The organism is Bradyrhizobium sp. Ken64 (genome assembly GCF_055807555.1).
This window is the reverse complement of sequence record NZ_JBVVPA010000015.1, coordinates 157,225-172,511: the sequence shown is the minus strand read 5'-3', so window position 1 is coordinate 172,511 and position 15,287 is coordinate 157,225. Positions and strand designations below refer to the sequence as shown.

The following is a 15,287-nucleotide window of genomic DNA, read 5'->3' as shown; positions in this document are numbered from 1 at the left end:
TTTCCTGGGTAAGAGTCGCACCGCATCACTTGTCGCGACGCGCGCGCCGTCGACCCTGAAACGCTCGCGCCCGCAACGCCCGAGGAGATAGGCCATGAAGATCGTCGTGATCGGCGGGACCGGGTTAATCGGATCCAAGCTCGTAGCGAAGCTCAAGCAGCAAGGCCACGACGCCGTCGCGGCTTCGCCGAAATCAGGCGTGAACGCCGTGACCGGGGAAGGTCTCGCTGCCGTGCTGGCGGGCGCCGATGTCGTCGTCGACGTTGCCAACGCGCCGTCCTGGGAGCCTGCCGCCGTGCTCGAATTTTTCGAGCGTTCGAGCACAAACCTCGCGGCGACCGAGGCGGCTGCGGCCGTGAAGCATCATGTGGCGCTCTCGATCGTCGGGACCGAGCGCTCGCCCGACATCGCCTATTTTCGGGCCAAGCTCGCGCAGGAGACCATCGTCAAGGCATCTCCAGTTCCCTACTCGATCGTCCGCGCCACCCAGTTCTTCGAATTCCTCGGCGCCATCGGCGATATGGGTGCGACCGAGCGTCGGATCGTCGTTCCCTCGGCATTGTTTCAACCCATCGCGGCCGACGACGTGGCCGATCGCCTCGCGGAGGTCGCGATGGGCCAGCCGCTCAACGGCACGATCGATATTGCAGGACCCGAGAAGGCGCCCTTCAATGAATTCATCGCACGGCGCCTGAAGGCGTCCGGCGACACCCGACCCGTGGTGGGATATCCAAAGGCGCCGTACTACGGCGCTCCCATCGACGACACGACGCTGAACCCGCTCGGCGAGGCGCGGTTCGGCAAGACGTCGCTCGCAACATGGCTCGCGAGACTTTGAGGAGACTCCCATGCGCAGATTGCCGATCGCAATCGCTGTTTATGCCGCATCATTCCTGACGGCCCATGCCGCCGAGACGGCGACACCCACGGCCAAGGTGACCGTCGTGTTCGACCAAGCGCTGCCCAATGTCCCGGGCAAGAGCATGAAGGGCATGCTGGTCGAGTATGGTCCCGGAGGCTCCTCGCCGGCCCACATCCACGCGCCCTCGGCTTTCATCTACGCCACCGTCCTGGAAGGAGCGATCCGCAGTCAGGTCAATGACGGCCCCGCCAAGGTCTTTCACAAGGGCGAGAACTTCTCTGAAAAGCCCGGCGACCGCCATGCCGTCAGCGCCAATGCCAGCGACACCGAGCCCGCCAAGCTGCTTGCCGTGTTCGTAGTGGATACCGCCGAGAAAGAGCTGACGATGTCTCTGCCGAAATAGCGCCAGATCAAGTGAGGCGACGCGCGGCCATCTCCGCGGCAAGCAACGCCGCGGCGCGGCTGGCGCCGATTGATGCGATGCCCTGGCCGGCGATGTCGTAGGCGGTGCCGTGCGCGGGCGTGCAGATCGGGAATGGAAAGCCGCCGAGCAACGTTACGCCGCGATCAAAGCCCATCAGCTTCATCGCGATCTGGCCCTGGTCGTGATACATCGTCAGCACCGCATCGAAGGCGCCCCCCTTGGCGCGCAGGAACACGGTGTCGGCGGGAAACGGTCCTTCGACGGCGATACCCTCGCTCTGGCCGGCCGCGACCACGGGGGCGATGACATCGATCTCCTCGCGGCCGAAATTGCCGCCGTCGCCGGCATGCGGATTGAGCCCGGCGACCGCGATGCGCGGCCGGGCGAATCCGGCATTGCGCATGCAGGCATCAGTCAGCTTGAGCGCGCGATGGATACGTTCGCCGGACAGTCGCGCGGCGACGTCCTTGAGCGGGATGTGGGACGTCACGCGGGCGTTCCAGAGCCGGTCCAGCACGTTGAACTCGCTTGCGGGGGTTTTGAGTCCGACCACTTCGGCGGAGAACGCGATCTCGTCGTCATACTCGGCGCGGGCCAGCCGCATCGCCTGCTTGTTGAACGGCGTGAAACAGACGGCATCGACCCGACCGTCGCGGCCGAGTTCGAGCGCGTGCTTGTAGTTGGCAAGCGCGAACTGGCCCCCGGCAAGGCTCGCAATGCCCTGCCTGATGTCGCCGGGATCGAGGTGCCCGAGATCGACGAACAGCGTCTCGCCCAGCGCCTCGCGCAGATCGGCCCCCTGCTCCACCATTGTCAGCTCCGGCTTGACGCCGGCAACGCGCGCGCCCTCGTCGAAGATGCGGCGGTCACCGATCACGGCGATCCGGCTGCGCGCGCGGATGTCGTCCTGCACCACGAGCTTTGCGGTCAATTCCGGGCTGATGCCGGCGGGATCTCCCATCGCCAGTGCAATGAGCGGCTTTGCGGTCATATGGTCACCTTCTCTCGCGCGGTCTCTCGAGCTCTCTCTTGGGCTGTCATCTCATCAGCGGACGGCGCAGGCTTGCGCAGCAGCCGCGCAAGCTGGAGCACGAGCGGAAGCAGCAACAGCGCGATGCCGGCCACGATCAGGCATGTCACCAGCTTGTTGGCGAAGAATATCCCGAGCGATCCCTTGGACATCAGCATCGACTGCCGGAACGCATCCTCGGCCTTGTCGCCGATGACGATCGCGAGCACGAGTGGCGCCAGCGGATAGAACAGCTTCTTGAAGAGATAGCCGACGATGCCGAAGCCGAGCATCATGACGACATCGAGATAGGAATTCGATACCGAATAGGCGCCGACGACGCAGATGATCACGATCAGCGGCGCGATGATGACGAAGGGAATCCGCATCAGGGCAGCGAAGACTGGCACGGTCAAAAGCACCAGCACGACGGCAACGATATTGCCGACATACATCGAGGCAATCAGGCCCCAGACAAAGTCCTTCTGGTCGACGAACAGCATCGGCCCGGGATTGAGGCCCCAGATCATCAGCCCGCCCATCATGACGGCCGCGGTGGCCGAGCCGGGAATGCCGAGCGAGAGCATGGGCAGAAGCGCGCTGGTGCCGGCGGCATGATCGGCCGTCTCCGGCGAGATGATGCCTTCGACCTCCCCGGTGCCGAAATATCGGCCGCGGCGCGAGAAGCGTCGGGCGATGCCGTAGCTCATGAAGGATGCCGCGGTCGGGCCGCCCGGCGTGATCCCCATCCAGCATCCGATGGCCGCGCTGCGCAGCAGCGCAACGCTATGCCGCGGCAGGCGGCCGATTGCGCGAAACACCTCCCGCCACTCAATCTTCGACGAGACCGCGCGGGCATGAAACTCCTCTTCGACGGCGACGAGCAGCTCGCCGATACCGAACAGGCCCATCACCGCGACGACGAAGTTCACGCCCTTGACGAGCTCATCGACGCCCATGGTGAGGCGCACGCTGCCGGAGACGGTGTCGATGCCGATGGCGGCAATGGCAAAGCCGATCGCCAGCGCGACGATGGTCTTGATCGGCGCCGCCCCGCCCATGCCGACGAAGCTGGCGAAGGCCAGGAAATAGACCGCGAAATATTCCGCCGGCCCAAAGGCGAGTGCGACCTGCGCGACCCACGATGCGAGGAAGGTGATGAGGATGACGCCGATCAGCGCGCCGAATGCCGCCGAGCCGAAAGCGGTGGCGAGCGCCGTGGTCGGACGTCCATCGCGCGCCATCGGGTAGCCGTCGAAGGTGGTGGCGACAGACGACGGCTCGCCCGGGATGTTGAACAGGATCGAGGTCACGGATCCCCCGAACAACGCGCCCCAATACATGCTGGAGAGCAGGATGATGGCGGAGACCGGCTGCATGCCGAAGGTCAACGGCAGCAGCAATGACACGCCATTCGGAGCACCCAGCCCGGGCAGCACGCCGACGAGAATGCCGAGCAGCACGCCGATCACCATCAGCGCCAGATGCGGCAGCGTGATCGCGATGCTGAAGCCGTGAAGAAGTTCTCCAAGATTGTCCATCGGCCTCCCCGTCAGAAGCCGAACGCCGCGGCGAGCGCGCCGTGCGGCAAGCTCACCTGGAACATGCGCTCGAACACGACGTAGAGCGCGAGCGCCGTCGCCGCCGCCATGGCCAGAGCACGTGGCACGGATTGTTGTCTGGGGACTGCCAGCACCGCGAAGATGTACAGGGCTGAGGCGACGTACATCCCGGCCAACGGGATCGCCGCCACGAAAATCGCGGCCGGAACGAACAGGCCGGCAAGCCGGCGCAGCTCGATCGATGTGATCGCGATGGGGACGCTGGCGAGCGTCGCGGCCGGCACGACACCTCGCACCAGGTTGTAGACGCTCCCGAGCACGATGATGGCCCCGGTCAGGAACGGAAACGTCCCGGCGTCCACACCCGCGCTCGACCAGCCGATACCGTTATCGAGGCTGGAGACGACGACGGCCACACCGAAGCTGCCGGTGAGGATTGCGGTCGCAAGTTCGAGAGCGCGGCGCGATATCATTGAGGGCTCCGGTCAGGCTAAGTACAATGGCCGGCTATGGCGCACATGTTTCCCCAACGCCCGGTGTCGTCCCGGCGAAGGCCGGGACCCATAACCCCAGGAAGGCGTTTGACGACGACTTGACGTTAAATCCACATCGGTACGACGACCAACACTCCTCGATAGATCACGCGGTATGGGTCCCGGCCTTCGCCGGGACGACGGAGGGGTTGGAGGCTTGCCCCGCCTCACTTGACCAACCAGCCCTGCTCGCCCGCGACCTGCTTGACGTGCTCGAGGTCCTCCTTGATGAACTTGTCGAGCTCGGCGCCGGTCAGGAAGGTGTCGACCTGGGAGGTTTTCTCGATGTAGTCCTTCCAGTCCGGCGTCGCCTGCACCTTCTTCATCAGGTCAACATAGAACGCGGCCTGGTCGGGGGTGACCTTGCCGGGGAGCCACACCGTCCGCGGCTGCTCATATTGCTTGATGTCGAGGCCCTGCTCGACGCAGGTCGGAACGTCGCCCCAGCCTTCGGTCGCGGTGACTTTGGCGCCCTGCGGCAGCCGCTTCGGGCTGAACACGCAAAGTGGCCGCTGCGTTCCACCGCGCCATTGCCCAAGACTTTCGCTGGGATTGTTGACGTGGGAGTCGAGGTGTCCGCCGGCGAGCTGAACGGCGGTCTCGGCGCCGCTCTTGAAAGGAATGTAGGTCAGCTTGACGTGGCCGGCCTTCTCGATCATGCGGGTCAGCACCTCGTCGGTGTCCTTTGACTGCGCGCCGCCCATCTTGAAATCGCCCGACGCGGCCGCCTTCAGATAGTCGCCCGCCGTCTTGTAGGGCGCGTCCTGCTTGACCCAGAGCAGGAACTCGTCCTGCGCCATCGCCGCGATGGCAGTAAGATCGGTGTAGTTGAAGGCGACCTTGGAGACGAGCGGCTGCTGCCAGGCATTCGACGTGCCGAAGATCACCTTGTAGGGATCGCCGGCGGACGCCTTGCCGTAGACATAGCCTTCCGCGCCGCTGCCGCCGCCTTTGTTGACGACGACGATCGGCTGCTCCACCAGCTTGTGCTTGGTGATGATGTTCTGCACGGCGCGCGCGAGATTGTCGGTGCCGCCGCCGGGCCCGGCGGTCGCTACGAACTCGATCGGCTTTTGCGGCTGCCAGGCACTGCGCGCCGGCATCGTGCCGGCGAGCACGATTGCGGTTGCGGAGAGCAGAAGTGTTGACGTCCGACCCATGATTTCCTCCAGCTGATTTTTGTCTTTTGTTGTTTTCGACTTCCGGTCAGGCGACGCGTTCCTCGCGTCTTCCCGGTGCCAGGACGATTGCGCCTTCTTGTTCGAGCGCTTCGATCTGCTTCTGGTCGAACCCGTGCTCGACCAGCACCTCGCTTGTATGCTCACCGTAGACCGGCGCGCCTGTGCGCACTTTGCCTGGGGTCTCCGAAAACTTGACCGGCAAGCCGATCGTCTTCACGGGTCCAAGCGTGGAATGCTCGACCTCGACGACCATCTCGCGCGCCAGCGTCTGGGGATCGCTGAGCGCCTCCAGCATGTCGTGCACGGGTCCACACGGGACACCCTTCTCGTCCAGCGCCGCCAGCCAGTGCGCGCGGGTCCGGGTGCGGAAGCGCTCGCTCAGGGCAGCTTCGAGCTCCTTCAGATTGGCCATGCGGTCGGCGCCGTTGATGAAACGCGGATCGGAGGCGAGTTCGCTCGCACCGAGCGCGTCCAGCATCAACAGCCAGTGCTTCTTGTTGGCGCCGCCGACCACCAGCCAGCCGTCCGAGGCCTCGAAGGCCTGATAGGGCGCGTTGAGCGGATGCGCCGAACCCATCGCGCGCGGCGCGGTGCCCGCGGCCAGCGCGATGGTCGACTGCCAGTAGGTCTGCACCAGCGCGGCCTCATAGAGCGAGGTCTCGACCCACTGCCCTTCGCCGGTCTTGAGACGGTGCGTATAGGCCGCGAGGATGCCCATGCTCGCGAGCAGGCCGGCGGTGATGTCGGACAGCGGCGGACCGCATTTCACGGGCGGACCATCGGGACGTTCGCCGGTAAAGCTCATGATGCCGCTCATGGCCTGGGCGACCAGATCGAAGCCGCGGCGATGCTTGTAGGGTCCGGTGCGGCCGAAGCCCGACAGCGAGCAATAGATCAGCGTTGGATGCTGCTTGTGCAGGTCTTCGTAGCCGAAGCCGAGGCGCTCCATGGCGCCCGGCGCAAAATTCTCGACCAGCACATCGGCGCCCGCGATCAGCCGCCGCAACACCTGCTTGCCGCCCTCGGTCTTCAGATCCAGCACGATGCCGCGCTTGTTGCGGTTCATCATCAGGAAGGAGGCCGCCTCGTCGCCGATCTTCGGCGGCACCGAATGGCGGGTGTCGTCACCGTTCGGCGATTTCTCGATCTTGATCACGTCGGCGCCCATGTCGGCCAGCATCAAGGTGCAGGTCGGCCCAGCCATGACATGGGTGAGATCGATGACCTTGAGGCCGGCAAGCGGCCCCGAACGGCCGGGGGTTGATTGCGAGCGATCGCTTTGCATCGGAGCGTCCTATTGGCCGCGCCATTGCGGCGCGCGCTTGGTGAGGAAAGCATCGAGCCCTTCGCGAAAATCTTGGCTCGTGTAGCACATCAGGATGAGGTCCTCGCCCTCGTCCGGCGTCAGCCGCCTTTGCAGGCGCGCCACGGCCTGCTTGGTCGCATTCAGCGTCAGCGGCGCGTGGCTGGCGAGCAATCGGGCAACCTCGTCCGCGCGCCTGTCGAGCGCGGCGAGATCCTCGACGACCTCGCCGAGCAGACCGACACTGGCGGCCTCCGTCGCGTCGATGAGACGCGCGGTGAAGATCAGATCCTTGACGCGGGCGGCGCCAATCAGCGCGGTCAGACGACTGACATTGGACATCGACAGGCAATTGCCGAGCGTGCGGGCAATGGGAAAGCCGATTTTCGCGCTTTGAGTGCCGATGCGGAGGTCGCAGGCCGCGGCGATGCCCGCGCCGCCGCCGGTGCAGAACCCGTTGATCGCCGCGATCGTCGGCACGCGGCACTGCTCGAGCGTGGTCAGCACCCGATCGATGCGGTTCTCGTAGTCGATCGCGTCCTGCGGCGACTTGAAATCGCGAAACTGGTTGATGTCGGTGCCCGCGGCAAACGCTTTGTCGCCGGCCCCGCGCAGCACCAGCACCTTGATCGCGTGATTGTCGTTGATCTCCTCGCAGACCGCGGCAAGCCGCTCATACATCGCGAAGGTGAAGGCGTTGCGAGCCTGCGGGCGGTTGAAGGTGATCCGCCCGATACCGTCCTGACGCTCGAAAACGAGGTCTTCCGCGACCACCTGCTGGTCCATTTCCTCAATGTCCTTCTGTTTTTTACAGTTTTGAATGCAAAATTATCGATTTACAAGCTGGAACTTGCATTTATTCGTATATAGCTCCATTTTTGCATTCAAATGGACTTCAGACCCATGCTCCATGAGGAAGTCGTCGGCCGCATCCGGGCCATCCTGCTCGACGGCGAAATCCCGCCGGGCGCGCGGATTCCCGAGCGCGAGCTGTGCGAGCGGCTGCAGATATCGCGCACGCCGCTCCGCGAGGCACTCAAGGTGCTCGCCGCCGAAGGGCTCGTGCAGCTCCTGCCGCATCGCGGCTCGCGTGCGGCAAAACTGACCGACAAGGACATGCGCGACCTGTTCGAGGTCTGCCAGGGCCTCGAAGCGCTCGCCGGCGAACTCGCCTGCGAACGCATCACGGACGCCGAGATCGACGCGATCGCCGCCGCGCATGCGGAGATGGTGCATCATCATCGCGAGGGCGACCTGATCCAGTACTATCGCGGCAACCGCGCCATTCACGAAGCCATCGTCGCTGCGGCCGGAAACCCGGTGCTCGCGGGGCTTTATACATCTGTGACCGCGCGCATCCGGCGCGCGCGTTATGTCACGCCGATGACACCCGAGCGCTGGGCGGTCGCCGTGAAGGAGCACGACGCCATCCTGAATGCACTGCAGAGGCGCGACGGCGTCGGCCTTGCCCATATCCTGCGCGCGCATTTGCGCCACAAGCGCGAAGAGGTTTTGCAGGCGGGCTTTGCCGAGACGGAAGGCAGCGACCTGGTGCCGCGGATTGCGTGAGACGGCATTCGCGAAGTCAAAAGAATCTTGCGGCCACGCCGTATCGCGCGGCATCACTTCGCCTGGCCGGGCTATGGCCACGTCGCCAAGGCCGGCGAAGGATTCCATTATTATACCGAACCGATGCAGATGACGTTGTAATCGCCGGATCAGGTCCGGGTGGCGTACGCGCCGCCCGGACCGTCCGAACGATCACCGCTGTCCGGCTGACCGGCAAGCAACTGCAATCCGCAACGTCGCCGACGGCGTTGGCAAGCGGACATTTTGGTGTTATTGAATTACAGCTACTAATTGCAGATCGAGCTTATTGACGTGAATTTGTTTGGGAGCGTCAATGTCCCGCGAGAACGATGGTTTTGTCTTCCATCGTGACCTGCTCCAACGGGTCCCGGATGTTGTCTATCGGGCCATCAACTTCTTTGTCACATGGGACAAACTGCCGACCCTGCTCGGAGCTGCTAATCTCTCGGCGTTCCGCGATCGGCTGCGGGAGCACAATCTGCACCATACCGGCTACGGCACGACATCGCCTCGCTGGAGCACGGGCAATGACCGCTGGCGTTCCGCCGACGGCTCGTTCAACAGCCTCGACCATCCGCGCATGGGGATGGCTGGCGCCCGGTTCGGACGCAATTTCGCGCTGCCCCAATGTGTGCCGGACAGCCTGGACGACCTGCTCGAACCCAGTCCGCGCGTGATCTCGGAGGAATTGCTCGCGCGCCGCGAATTCATTCCCGCGACCAGCCTCAATCTGCTGGCCGCCGCCTGGATCCAGTTCGAAACCCATAATTGGTTCAGCCATGGGTCCCCGAAGGCGGGAAACGAATTCAAGATTCCGCTGAAGCCAAACGACGAATGGCCAGCGGATCAGCGGATCGACGGCTGCATGACGATCCGTCGGACCGTTTGCGACGAGACGCCACGTGAACCATGGCTCGGCGCGACCCCCACGTTCCGCAACCTCAACTCGCACTGGTGGGACGCCGGACAGATCTACGGCAGCGACCGCGCGAGGCAGATGCAGATCCGTTCCGGGGCAGATGGGAAGATCGCGGTCGGCGATGATGGGATGCTTTCAGCCGATCCGGTGCATCCGGGCGCCGATCTCACCGGCTTCAATGACAATTGGTGGGTGGGGCTCAGCCTGCTGCATAACCTTTTCGCACGCGAGCACAATGTCATCTGCGACGGCTTGAAGACGCGGTATCCGACCTGGAACGACGAGGCGCTATTCCAGCATGCGCGCCTGATCAACGCGGCCCTGATCGCCAAGATCCACACCGTCGAATGGACGCCAGGCATCCTCGGCCATCCCGCGCTGGACTTCAGCATGCACGCGAACTGGTCGGGGATCCCGTGCCGGGTGCTACGCGCGGTGCTCGGCAAGAACAGCGAAGCCGCCTTTGGTATCATCGGCTCTCCGACTGATCAGCACAGCGCGCCCTACGCGATGACGGAGGAATTCACCGCCGTGTACCGCCTGCACCCGCTGATCCCCGAAACGATGGATGTACGGCGGCTCGATAGCACAGAGATTACCCCTAGCGATTTGGTCAAAATGCAGGGGCGCGCCTCCCGCGAGTTCATGCAGACTCACGGCTTCGTCGACCTGCTATACTCGTTCGGCACCGCTCATCCCGGCGCCATTCGCCTCCACAATTATCCCAACTTTCTGCGCCAGTTCACGAAGGACGACCAGCCGCTGCTGGACGTGGCGGCGATCGACATCATGCGCGATCGCGAGCGCGGCGTGCCGCGCTACAATCGGTTCCGCGAACTGGTCGGCAAGAAGCGGGTCAAGACATTCGAGGAAATCACCAGCATCCCCGATGCCGCCAGGAAGATGCGCGCGATCTACAAGGGCGACGTCGATCGCGTTGATCTGATGGTCGGATTATTGGCCGAGGACCTGCCGGACGGTTTTGGCTTCAGCGATACCGCCTTCCGCATTTTCATCCTGATGGCATCGCGGCGTCTGAAGAGCGACCGGTTCTTCACCGATGACTACCGGGCGGAAGTCTACACCAATTTCGGTCTGGACTGGATCCACAACAACGGAATGAAATCGGTACTGCTGCGGCATGTACCGCAACTCGGACCGGCGCTCGAGGGCGTCAACAACGCCTTCGCCCCGTGGAACGTGCTGCGAGGCTGAGCCTTGGCCATTGTCTTCAGCATTCCGGGCCTCGTCCGCCTCGCATAGGTGTCAGCCGCCCTAGCACCCGAGCGTGTCGGCGATCCCGCCAAAATCCTTGGCGACGATGTCCCAATTGCCGGTGGCCTCGAAATCGACCTTCTGGAGCGGCCCGTATTCGGTCGGCCGCGCCACGAAGGCCGTTTTCAGCCCGTTCTTCTGCGCGGCGGCGAGATCGCCGTTGTGGGCGGCGACCATCATCACCTGCTCCGGCTTGAGGCCGAGCAGGCGCGCGGCGCCGAGATAGGTTTCGGGATCGGGCTTGTAGTGCTCGAACAGCTCGGCCGACATGATGAGGTCCCAGGGCAGCCCTGCGAACTTCGCCATGTTGGTGAGCAGTGCGACATTGCCGTTCGACAGCGGCGAGATCACGAATTTCGTCTTCAGCCGCGTCAGGCCCGCCACGCTGTCGGGCCACGGGTGCAGGCGGTGCCAGCCCTTGGTGAGGTGATCGAGATCGGCTTCGGTGAGGCCTGGAATCGAAAATTGCGCGACCAGTTTTTCCAGCGAACGGCGATGCAGATCATCGAGCATGACATAGCCGCGCTCGGGATGTTTGCGCACGTCATCCATCGAAGCCATGTACATGCCGCGCCAGCCGTCGACCAAGGCAGTCCAGTCGGCGCTGATGCCGCGGCCCCTCGCCCACCACATGAAGTCGGTGATCAGGCTGGTGCGCCAGTCGACGACGGTGCCGAACACGTCGAAGACCAGGGCTTTGACGGCGGACAGGTCGGACACTGGCGCTTCCCTTAATTGTTCTTGTTGTCATTCCGGGGCGCGACGAAGTCGCGAACCCGGAATCCAGAAGTTGTGGCGCGAGATTCCGGGTTCTCGCTTCGCGAGCCCCGGAATGACGGAGAACATCAATCCAAATGGAACTTGGCCAGCTCGCGGTGCTCGGCCTTGATGTAGCGTACGGTGCCGGTGACGGAGCGCATCACCACCGTCTCGGTCTCGATCACCCCGTCCTTGCGGAATTTGACGCCTGATAGCAGCGAGCCCGTGGTGACGCCGGTGGCGGCGAACAGGCAGTCGCCGCGCGCCATGTCCTCTATGCCGTAGATCATCTTGGGATCGTTGACGCCCATCTTGGCGGCGCGCTCGCGCTTCTCGTCGGAGTCGAGGATGAGACGGCACTGCATCTGGCCGCCGATGCAGCGCAGCGCCACGGCAGCGAGCACGCCTTCGGGCGCGCCGCCGGTGCCGAGATACATGTCGACGCCGGTATTGTCAGGGTCGGCGCAGTGGATCACGCCGGCGACGTCGCCGTCGGTGATGAGGCGCACGGCGGCGCCGGTCGAGCGCACGCTCTCGATGATGCTGGCATGGCGTGGCCGGTCGAGCACGAGAACAGTGATGCCTTCCGGCTTGACGCCCTTGGCCTTGGCAAGGCGGCGGACGTTTTCGGCCGGCGTCGCATCGAGCTCGACGACGCCCTTGTCATAGCCGGGACCGATCGCGAGCTTCTGCATGTAGACGTCGGGCGCGTGCAGCAGAGTACCGCCGTCGGCCATCGCCATGGTGGCGATCGAGCCCGGCATGTTCTTGGCGCACAGCGTGGTGCCTTCGAGCGGGTCGACCGCGATGTCGACCTGCGGGCCGGCGTTCATGCCGACCTTCTCGCCGATGAAGAGCATCGGCGCTTCGTCGCGCTCGCCCTCACCGATGACGATGGTGCCCTCGATCGGCAGCTTGTTGAGCTCGCGCCGCATCGCATCCACCGCGGCCTGGTCGGCCGCCTTCTCGTTGCCGTGCCCGCGCAGACGCGCCGAAGACACCGCCGCCCGCTCCGTCACACGCACGATCTCCAGCGTGAGAATGCGCTCGAGCAAAGCTTGCGGCGGGACTGAAATATGGGTCGACATCGGCTCACTCCTTCGAAACAGTTTTGGACGGACATCTCCGCCGCATCAACTCGTAACACCCACAGTTCGTTCGAACCGTGTCATTGCTAAGCATGCTCAGTTCTTCTCGATCCGTATCACCTGCGGCCGCCCGCTGATCACCTTGTCGCGCTGCACGGCCGCGAGCGCGCGGCGCACGGCGTCCTCGTGCGTGGCATAGGTGATGAGGATGACGGGCACCGGGACCGCCTTGCCGTTTGTCGACGCAGCGCCGCCATTGGGATGGCGCTGCACGATCGACTCGATCGAAATCTTCTGCTCCGCGAGCCGCGTCGCGATTGCAGCCGCGGTGCCCGGGAAATCGCGGGCCAGAAGGCGGATGTAGTAGCCGCCCTCGTGGCGCTCCATCGGCGCCTTCTTGGTGTCGCGCAGCTGCGAAACCGGCCGGCCGAACGGATTGGCGCGAATGCCGCGCGCAACGTCGGCGATGTCGGCGACGACGGCGGATGCGGTCGCGGCGCCACCGGCACCGGGGCCGACCAGCGTGATCGGCGGGATGCCCTCGCCATCGATCGTGACCGCGTTGGTGACACCCATCACCTGCGCGATGGAGGAGGATTTCGGAACCATGGTCGGATGCACGCGCTGCTCGATGCCCGTGGCGGTGCGAACCGCGACGCCCAGCAGCTTGAGTCGGTAACCGAGATCGTCAGCGGCACGGAGATCTTCCGGCGCGATGGAGGAGATACCTTCGACATACACCGCGCTTTGAGCAACTTTCGTGCCGAAAGCGAGGCTGGCGAGAATGGCGAGCTTTTGCGCGGTATCGTGGCCGTCGACGTCGAATGACGGATTGGCCTCGGCATAGCCGAGCCGTTGCGCGTCCTTCAGGCATTCGGCGAAGGACAGGCCCTCCTGCTCCATCCGGGTCAGGATGTAATTGCAGGTGCCGTTGAGGATGCCGTAGACACGGTTGATGCCGGTTCCGGCAAGACCTTCGCGTAACGTCTTGATGACAGGGATCGCAGCGCCGACGGCTGCCTCGAAATTCAGCGCGCCGCCGTGCTTTTCGGCCGCCTTTGCCAGCTTGAGGCCGTGCTTTGCCAGCAACGCCTTGTTGGCGGTGACCACGGACTTGCCGGCAGCGAGCGCGGCTTCGACCGCCGACAGCGCGGGGTCGCCGGAGCCGCCCATCAGTTCGACGAAGCAGTCGATGCCGGGATGCGTGGCGAGGGCAATCGGATCCTTGACCCATTCGACGCCGCGCAGATCGACGCCGCGCTTCTTCGCCTTCGAGCGCGCGGTGACGGCGACGACGCGGATGCCGCGGCCGCTGCGGCCGGCAAGCACGCGCGCCTGCGTTTCGATCAGACGGACAACTTCGGCGCCCACGGTGCCGAGCCCCGCTATGCCCACTTTCAGGGGTGCAACCATGATGCCTTGGAAAACCTGCGGAAGAGAACTTAACGCCGAGTGGCGAGCGGAACTACGTTGTGCAACGTTTCGATGCCGCTTTCAAGGAAGCGGCGCACGCCGCGCGCGGCCTGCCTGATCCGTTGCTCGTTTTCCACCATAGCGATGCGGACATATCCTTCGCCATGCTCGCCGAAGCCGACGCCGGGTGAGACCGCGACACCGGATTTCTCCACCATCAGGGTCGCGAACTGCATGCTGCCGACGCTGCGGAAGGCTTCCGGCAGCGGCACCCAGGCGAACATCGACGCTTCCGGCGGCGGGATCTCCCAGCCGGCGCGGCCAAACGATTCCACCAGCGTGTCGCGCCGCTTGCGGTAGGTGTCGCGCATCTCCTTGATGCAATCGTCCGGTCCGTTCAGCGCGGCGGTCGCCGCAACCTGGATCGGCGTGAACGCACCGTAGTCGAGATAGGATTTGACACGGCCGAGTGCCGCAATCACGCGCTCGTTGCCGACCGCAAAGCCCATGCGCCAGCCAGCCATCGAATAGGTCTTCGACATCGAGGTGAACTCGACGGCGACGTCCATCGCGCCCGGCACCTGGAGCACCGAGGGAGGCGGGTTGCTTTCGTCGAAATAAACCTCGGCATAAGCGAGATCGGACAGGATCAGGATCTCGTGCTTCTTCGCGAACGCGACCAGGTCCTTGTAGAAATCGAGGCTCGCGACATAGGCGGTCGGGTTCGAAGGATAGCAGACGACGAGCGCCAGCGGCTTCGGGATCGAATGCACGATCGCCCGCTCGACCGCCTCGAAGAATTGCGGCGTCGGCTCCGAGGGCACCGAGCGGATCACGCCGCCCGCCATCAAGAAGCCGAAGGCGTGAATCGGGTAGCTCGGATTGGGACAAAGGATGACGTCGCCGGGCGCGGTGATCGCCTGCGCCACGTTGGCAAACCCCTCCTTGGAGCCGAGCGTCGCCACCACCTGGGTGTCGGGATTGAGCTTCACGCCAAAGCGGCGGGCGTAGTAGCCGGCCTGGGCCCGGCGCAGTCCGGGGATGCCGCGGGAGGCCGAGTAGCGGTCGGTGCGCGGCTTGCCCAGCGTCTCCTTCAGCTTCTCCAGCACATGCGCCGGCGCCGGCAGGTCCGGATTGCCCATGCCGAGGTCGATGATGTCGGCGCCGGCATTCCGCGCGGCTGCCTTGGCCCGGTTGACCTGTTCGAACACGTAAGGCGGAAGACGGCGGATGCGGTAAAATTCTTCCATGGCTCTCTCGGCTCCGGGCAACCGGTCAGGACAGAATCGACAGGCCATAAAGACCAGGCGGCAGGCGCCCACATCCTTCGCGAAAATTACTCAAGATCAAATACTTAGAGCAATTATCG

At 64.3% G+C, this 15,287-nt stretch carries 14 protein-coding genes and 1 pseudogene; 5 read left to right on the top strand and 10 right to left on the bottom strand.

What is annotated here, in order from left to right:
* Window positions 1-94 precede the first annotated feature (94 nt).
* Together AC0L2F_RS23970 and AC0L2F_RS23965 are read left to right on the top strand one after the other, a co-directional pair.
* Window positions 95-838, top strand: a complete 744-nt coding sequence (locus tag AC0L2F_RS23970) for an SDR family oxidoreductase (protein WP_473250078.1) — start codon at window positions 95-97, stop codon at window positions 836-838.
* 10 nt (window positions 839-848) lie between these two features.
* On the top strand, window positions 849-1,265 hold the full coding sequence (locus tag AC0L2F_RS23965; RefSeq protein WP_473250077.1) for a cupin domain-containing protein: 417 nt from the start codon (window positions 849-851) through the stop codon (window positions 1,263-1,265).
* 7 nt (window positions 1,266-1,272) lie between these two features.
* Here AC0L2F_RS23965 and AC0L2F_RS23960 read toward each other — a convergent pair whose 3' ends face one another.
* The 6 genes from AC0L2F_RS23960 to AC0L2F_RS23935 form a co-directional block, all read right to left on the bottom strand.
* Window positions 1,273-2,277: a 4-hydroxythreonine-4-phosphate dehydrogenase PdxA gene (locus tag AC0L2F_RS23960; protein WP_473250076.1), complete on the bottom strand. Its 1,005-nt coding sequence runs from the start codon at window positions 2,275-2,277 to the stop codon at window positions 1,273-1,275.
* Complete coding sequence (locus tag AC0L2F_RS23955) at window positions 2,274-3,836, bottom strand: tripartite tricarboxylate transporter permease (RefSeq protein ID WP_007609894.1); 1,563 nt, start codon at window positions 3,834-3,836, stop codon at window positions 2,274-2,276. The genes AC0L2F_RS23960 and AC0L2F_RS23955 overlap by 4 nt, the downstream gene beginning before the upstream one ends.
* An 11-nt stretch (window positions 3,837-3,847) precedes the next feature.
* Window positions 3,848-4,330 carry a tripartite tricarboxylate transporter TctB family protein gene (locus tag AC0L2F_RS23950; protein ID WP_473250075.1) on the bottom strand — a complete coding sequence of 161 codons (483 nt, stop codon included), beginning with the start codon at window positions 4,328-4,330 and terminating at the stop codon, window positions 3,848-3,850.
* Between the two features lie 227 nt (window positions 4,331-4,557).
* Window positions 4,558-5,550: a Bug family tripartite tricarboxylate transporter substrate binding protein gene (locus tag AC0L2F_RS23945; protein WP_473250074.1), complete on the bottom strand. Its 993-nt coding sequence runs from the start codon at window positions 5,548-5,550 to the stop codon at window positions 4,558-4,560.
* A 46-nt stretch (window positions 5,551-5,596) separates the two neighbouring features.
* The gene (locus AC0L2F_RS23940; protein WP_473250073.1) at window positions 5,597-6,856 is read right to left on the bottom strand and encodes a CaiB/BaiF CoA transferase family protein; all 1,260 of its coding nucleotides are present in this window, start codon (window positions 6,854-6,856) and stop codon (window positions 5,597-5,599) included.
* A 9-nt stretch (window positions 6,857-6,865) separates the two neighbouring features.
* Window positions 6,866-7,660, bottom strand: a complete 795-nt coding sequence (locus tag AC0L2F_RS23935) for an enoyl-CoA hydratase/isomerase family protein (RefSeq protein ID WP_473250072.1) — start codon at window positions 7,658-7,660, stop codon at window positions 6,866-6,868.
* Window positions 7,661-7,777: 117 nt separating this feature from the next.
* On the opposite strand from AC0L2F_RS23935, the gene AC0L2F_RS23930 reads away from it, so the two are divergent.
* The 3 genes and pseudogenes from AC0L2F_RS23930 to AC0L2F_RS23920 all read left to right on the top strand — a co-directional run bounded on the left by AC0L2F_RS23930 (window position 7,778) and on the right by AC0L2F_RS23920 (window position 10,598).
* On the top strand, window positions 7,778-8,443 hold the full coding sequence (locus AC0L2F_RS23930) for a GntR family transcriptional regulator (protein WP_088931066.1): 666 nt from the start codon (window positions 7,778-7,780) through the stop codon (window positions 8,441-8,443).
* Window positions 8,444-8,485: 42 nt separating this feature from the next.
* A pseudogene (locus tag AC0L2F_RS23925) lies at window positions 8,486-8,584 on the top strand (MBL fold metallo-hydrolase); the annotation flags it as partial.
* A 193-nt stretch (window positions 8,585-8,777) separates the two neighbouring features.
* Entirely contained in the window at window positions 8,778-10,598 is a 1,821-nt protein-coding gene (locus AC0L2F_RS23920; RefSeq protein ID WP_473250071.1) for a peroxidase family protein, read from the top strand.
* 60 nt (window positions 10,599-10,658) lie between these two features.
* Here the strand turns inward: AC0L2F_RS23920 and AC0L2F_RS23915 are convergent, their stop codons facing one another.
* The 4 genes from AC0L2F_RS23915 to AC0L2F_RS23900 form a co-directional block, all read right to left on the bottom strand.
* Window positions 10,659-11,378 carry a haloacid dehalogenase type II gene (locus AC0L2F_RS23915; protein ID WP_007609886.1) on the bottom strand — a complete coding sequence of 240 codons (720 nt, stop codon included), beginning with the start codon at window positions 11,376-11,378 and terminating at the stop codon, window positions 10,659-10,661.
* 125 nt (window positions 11,379-11,503) lie between these two features.
* Complete coding sequence (gene glpX / locus AC0L2F_RS23910; protein WP_473250070.1) at window positions 11,504-12,505, bottom strand: class II fructose-bisphosphatase; 1,002 nt, start codon at window positions 12,503-12,505, stop codon at window positions 11,504-11,506.
* Window positions 12,506-12,601: 96 nt separating this feature from the next.
* Entirely contained in the window at window positions 12,602-13,918 is a 1,317-nt protein-coding gene (locus AC0L2F_RS23905) for a homoserine dehydrogenase (protein WP_473250069.1), read from the bottom strand.
* A gap of 29 nt (window positions 13,919-13,947) precedes the next feature.
* The gene (locus AC0L2F_RS23900; protein WP_007591524.1) at window positions 13,948-15,168 is read right to left on the bottom strand and encodes an LL-diaminopimelate aminotransferase; all 1,221 of its coding nucleotides are present in this window, start codon (window positions 15,166-15,168) and stop codon (window positions 13,948-13,950) included.
* Window positions 15,169-15,287: the final 119 nt, after the last annotated feature.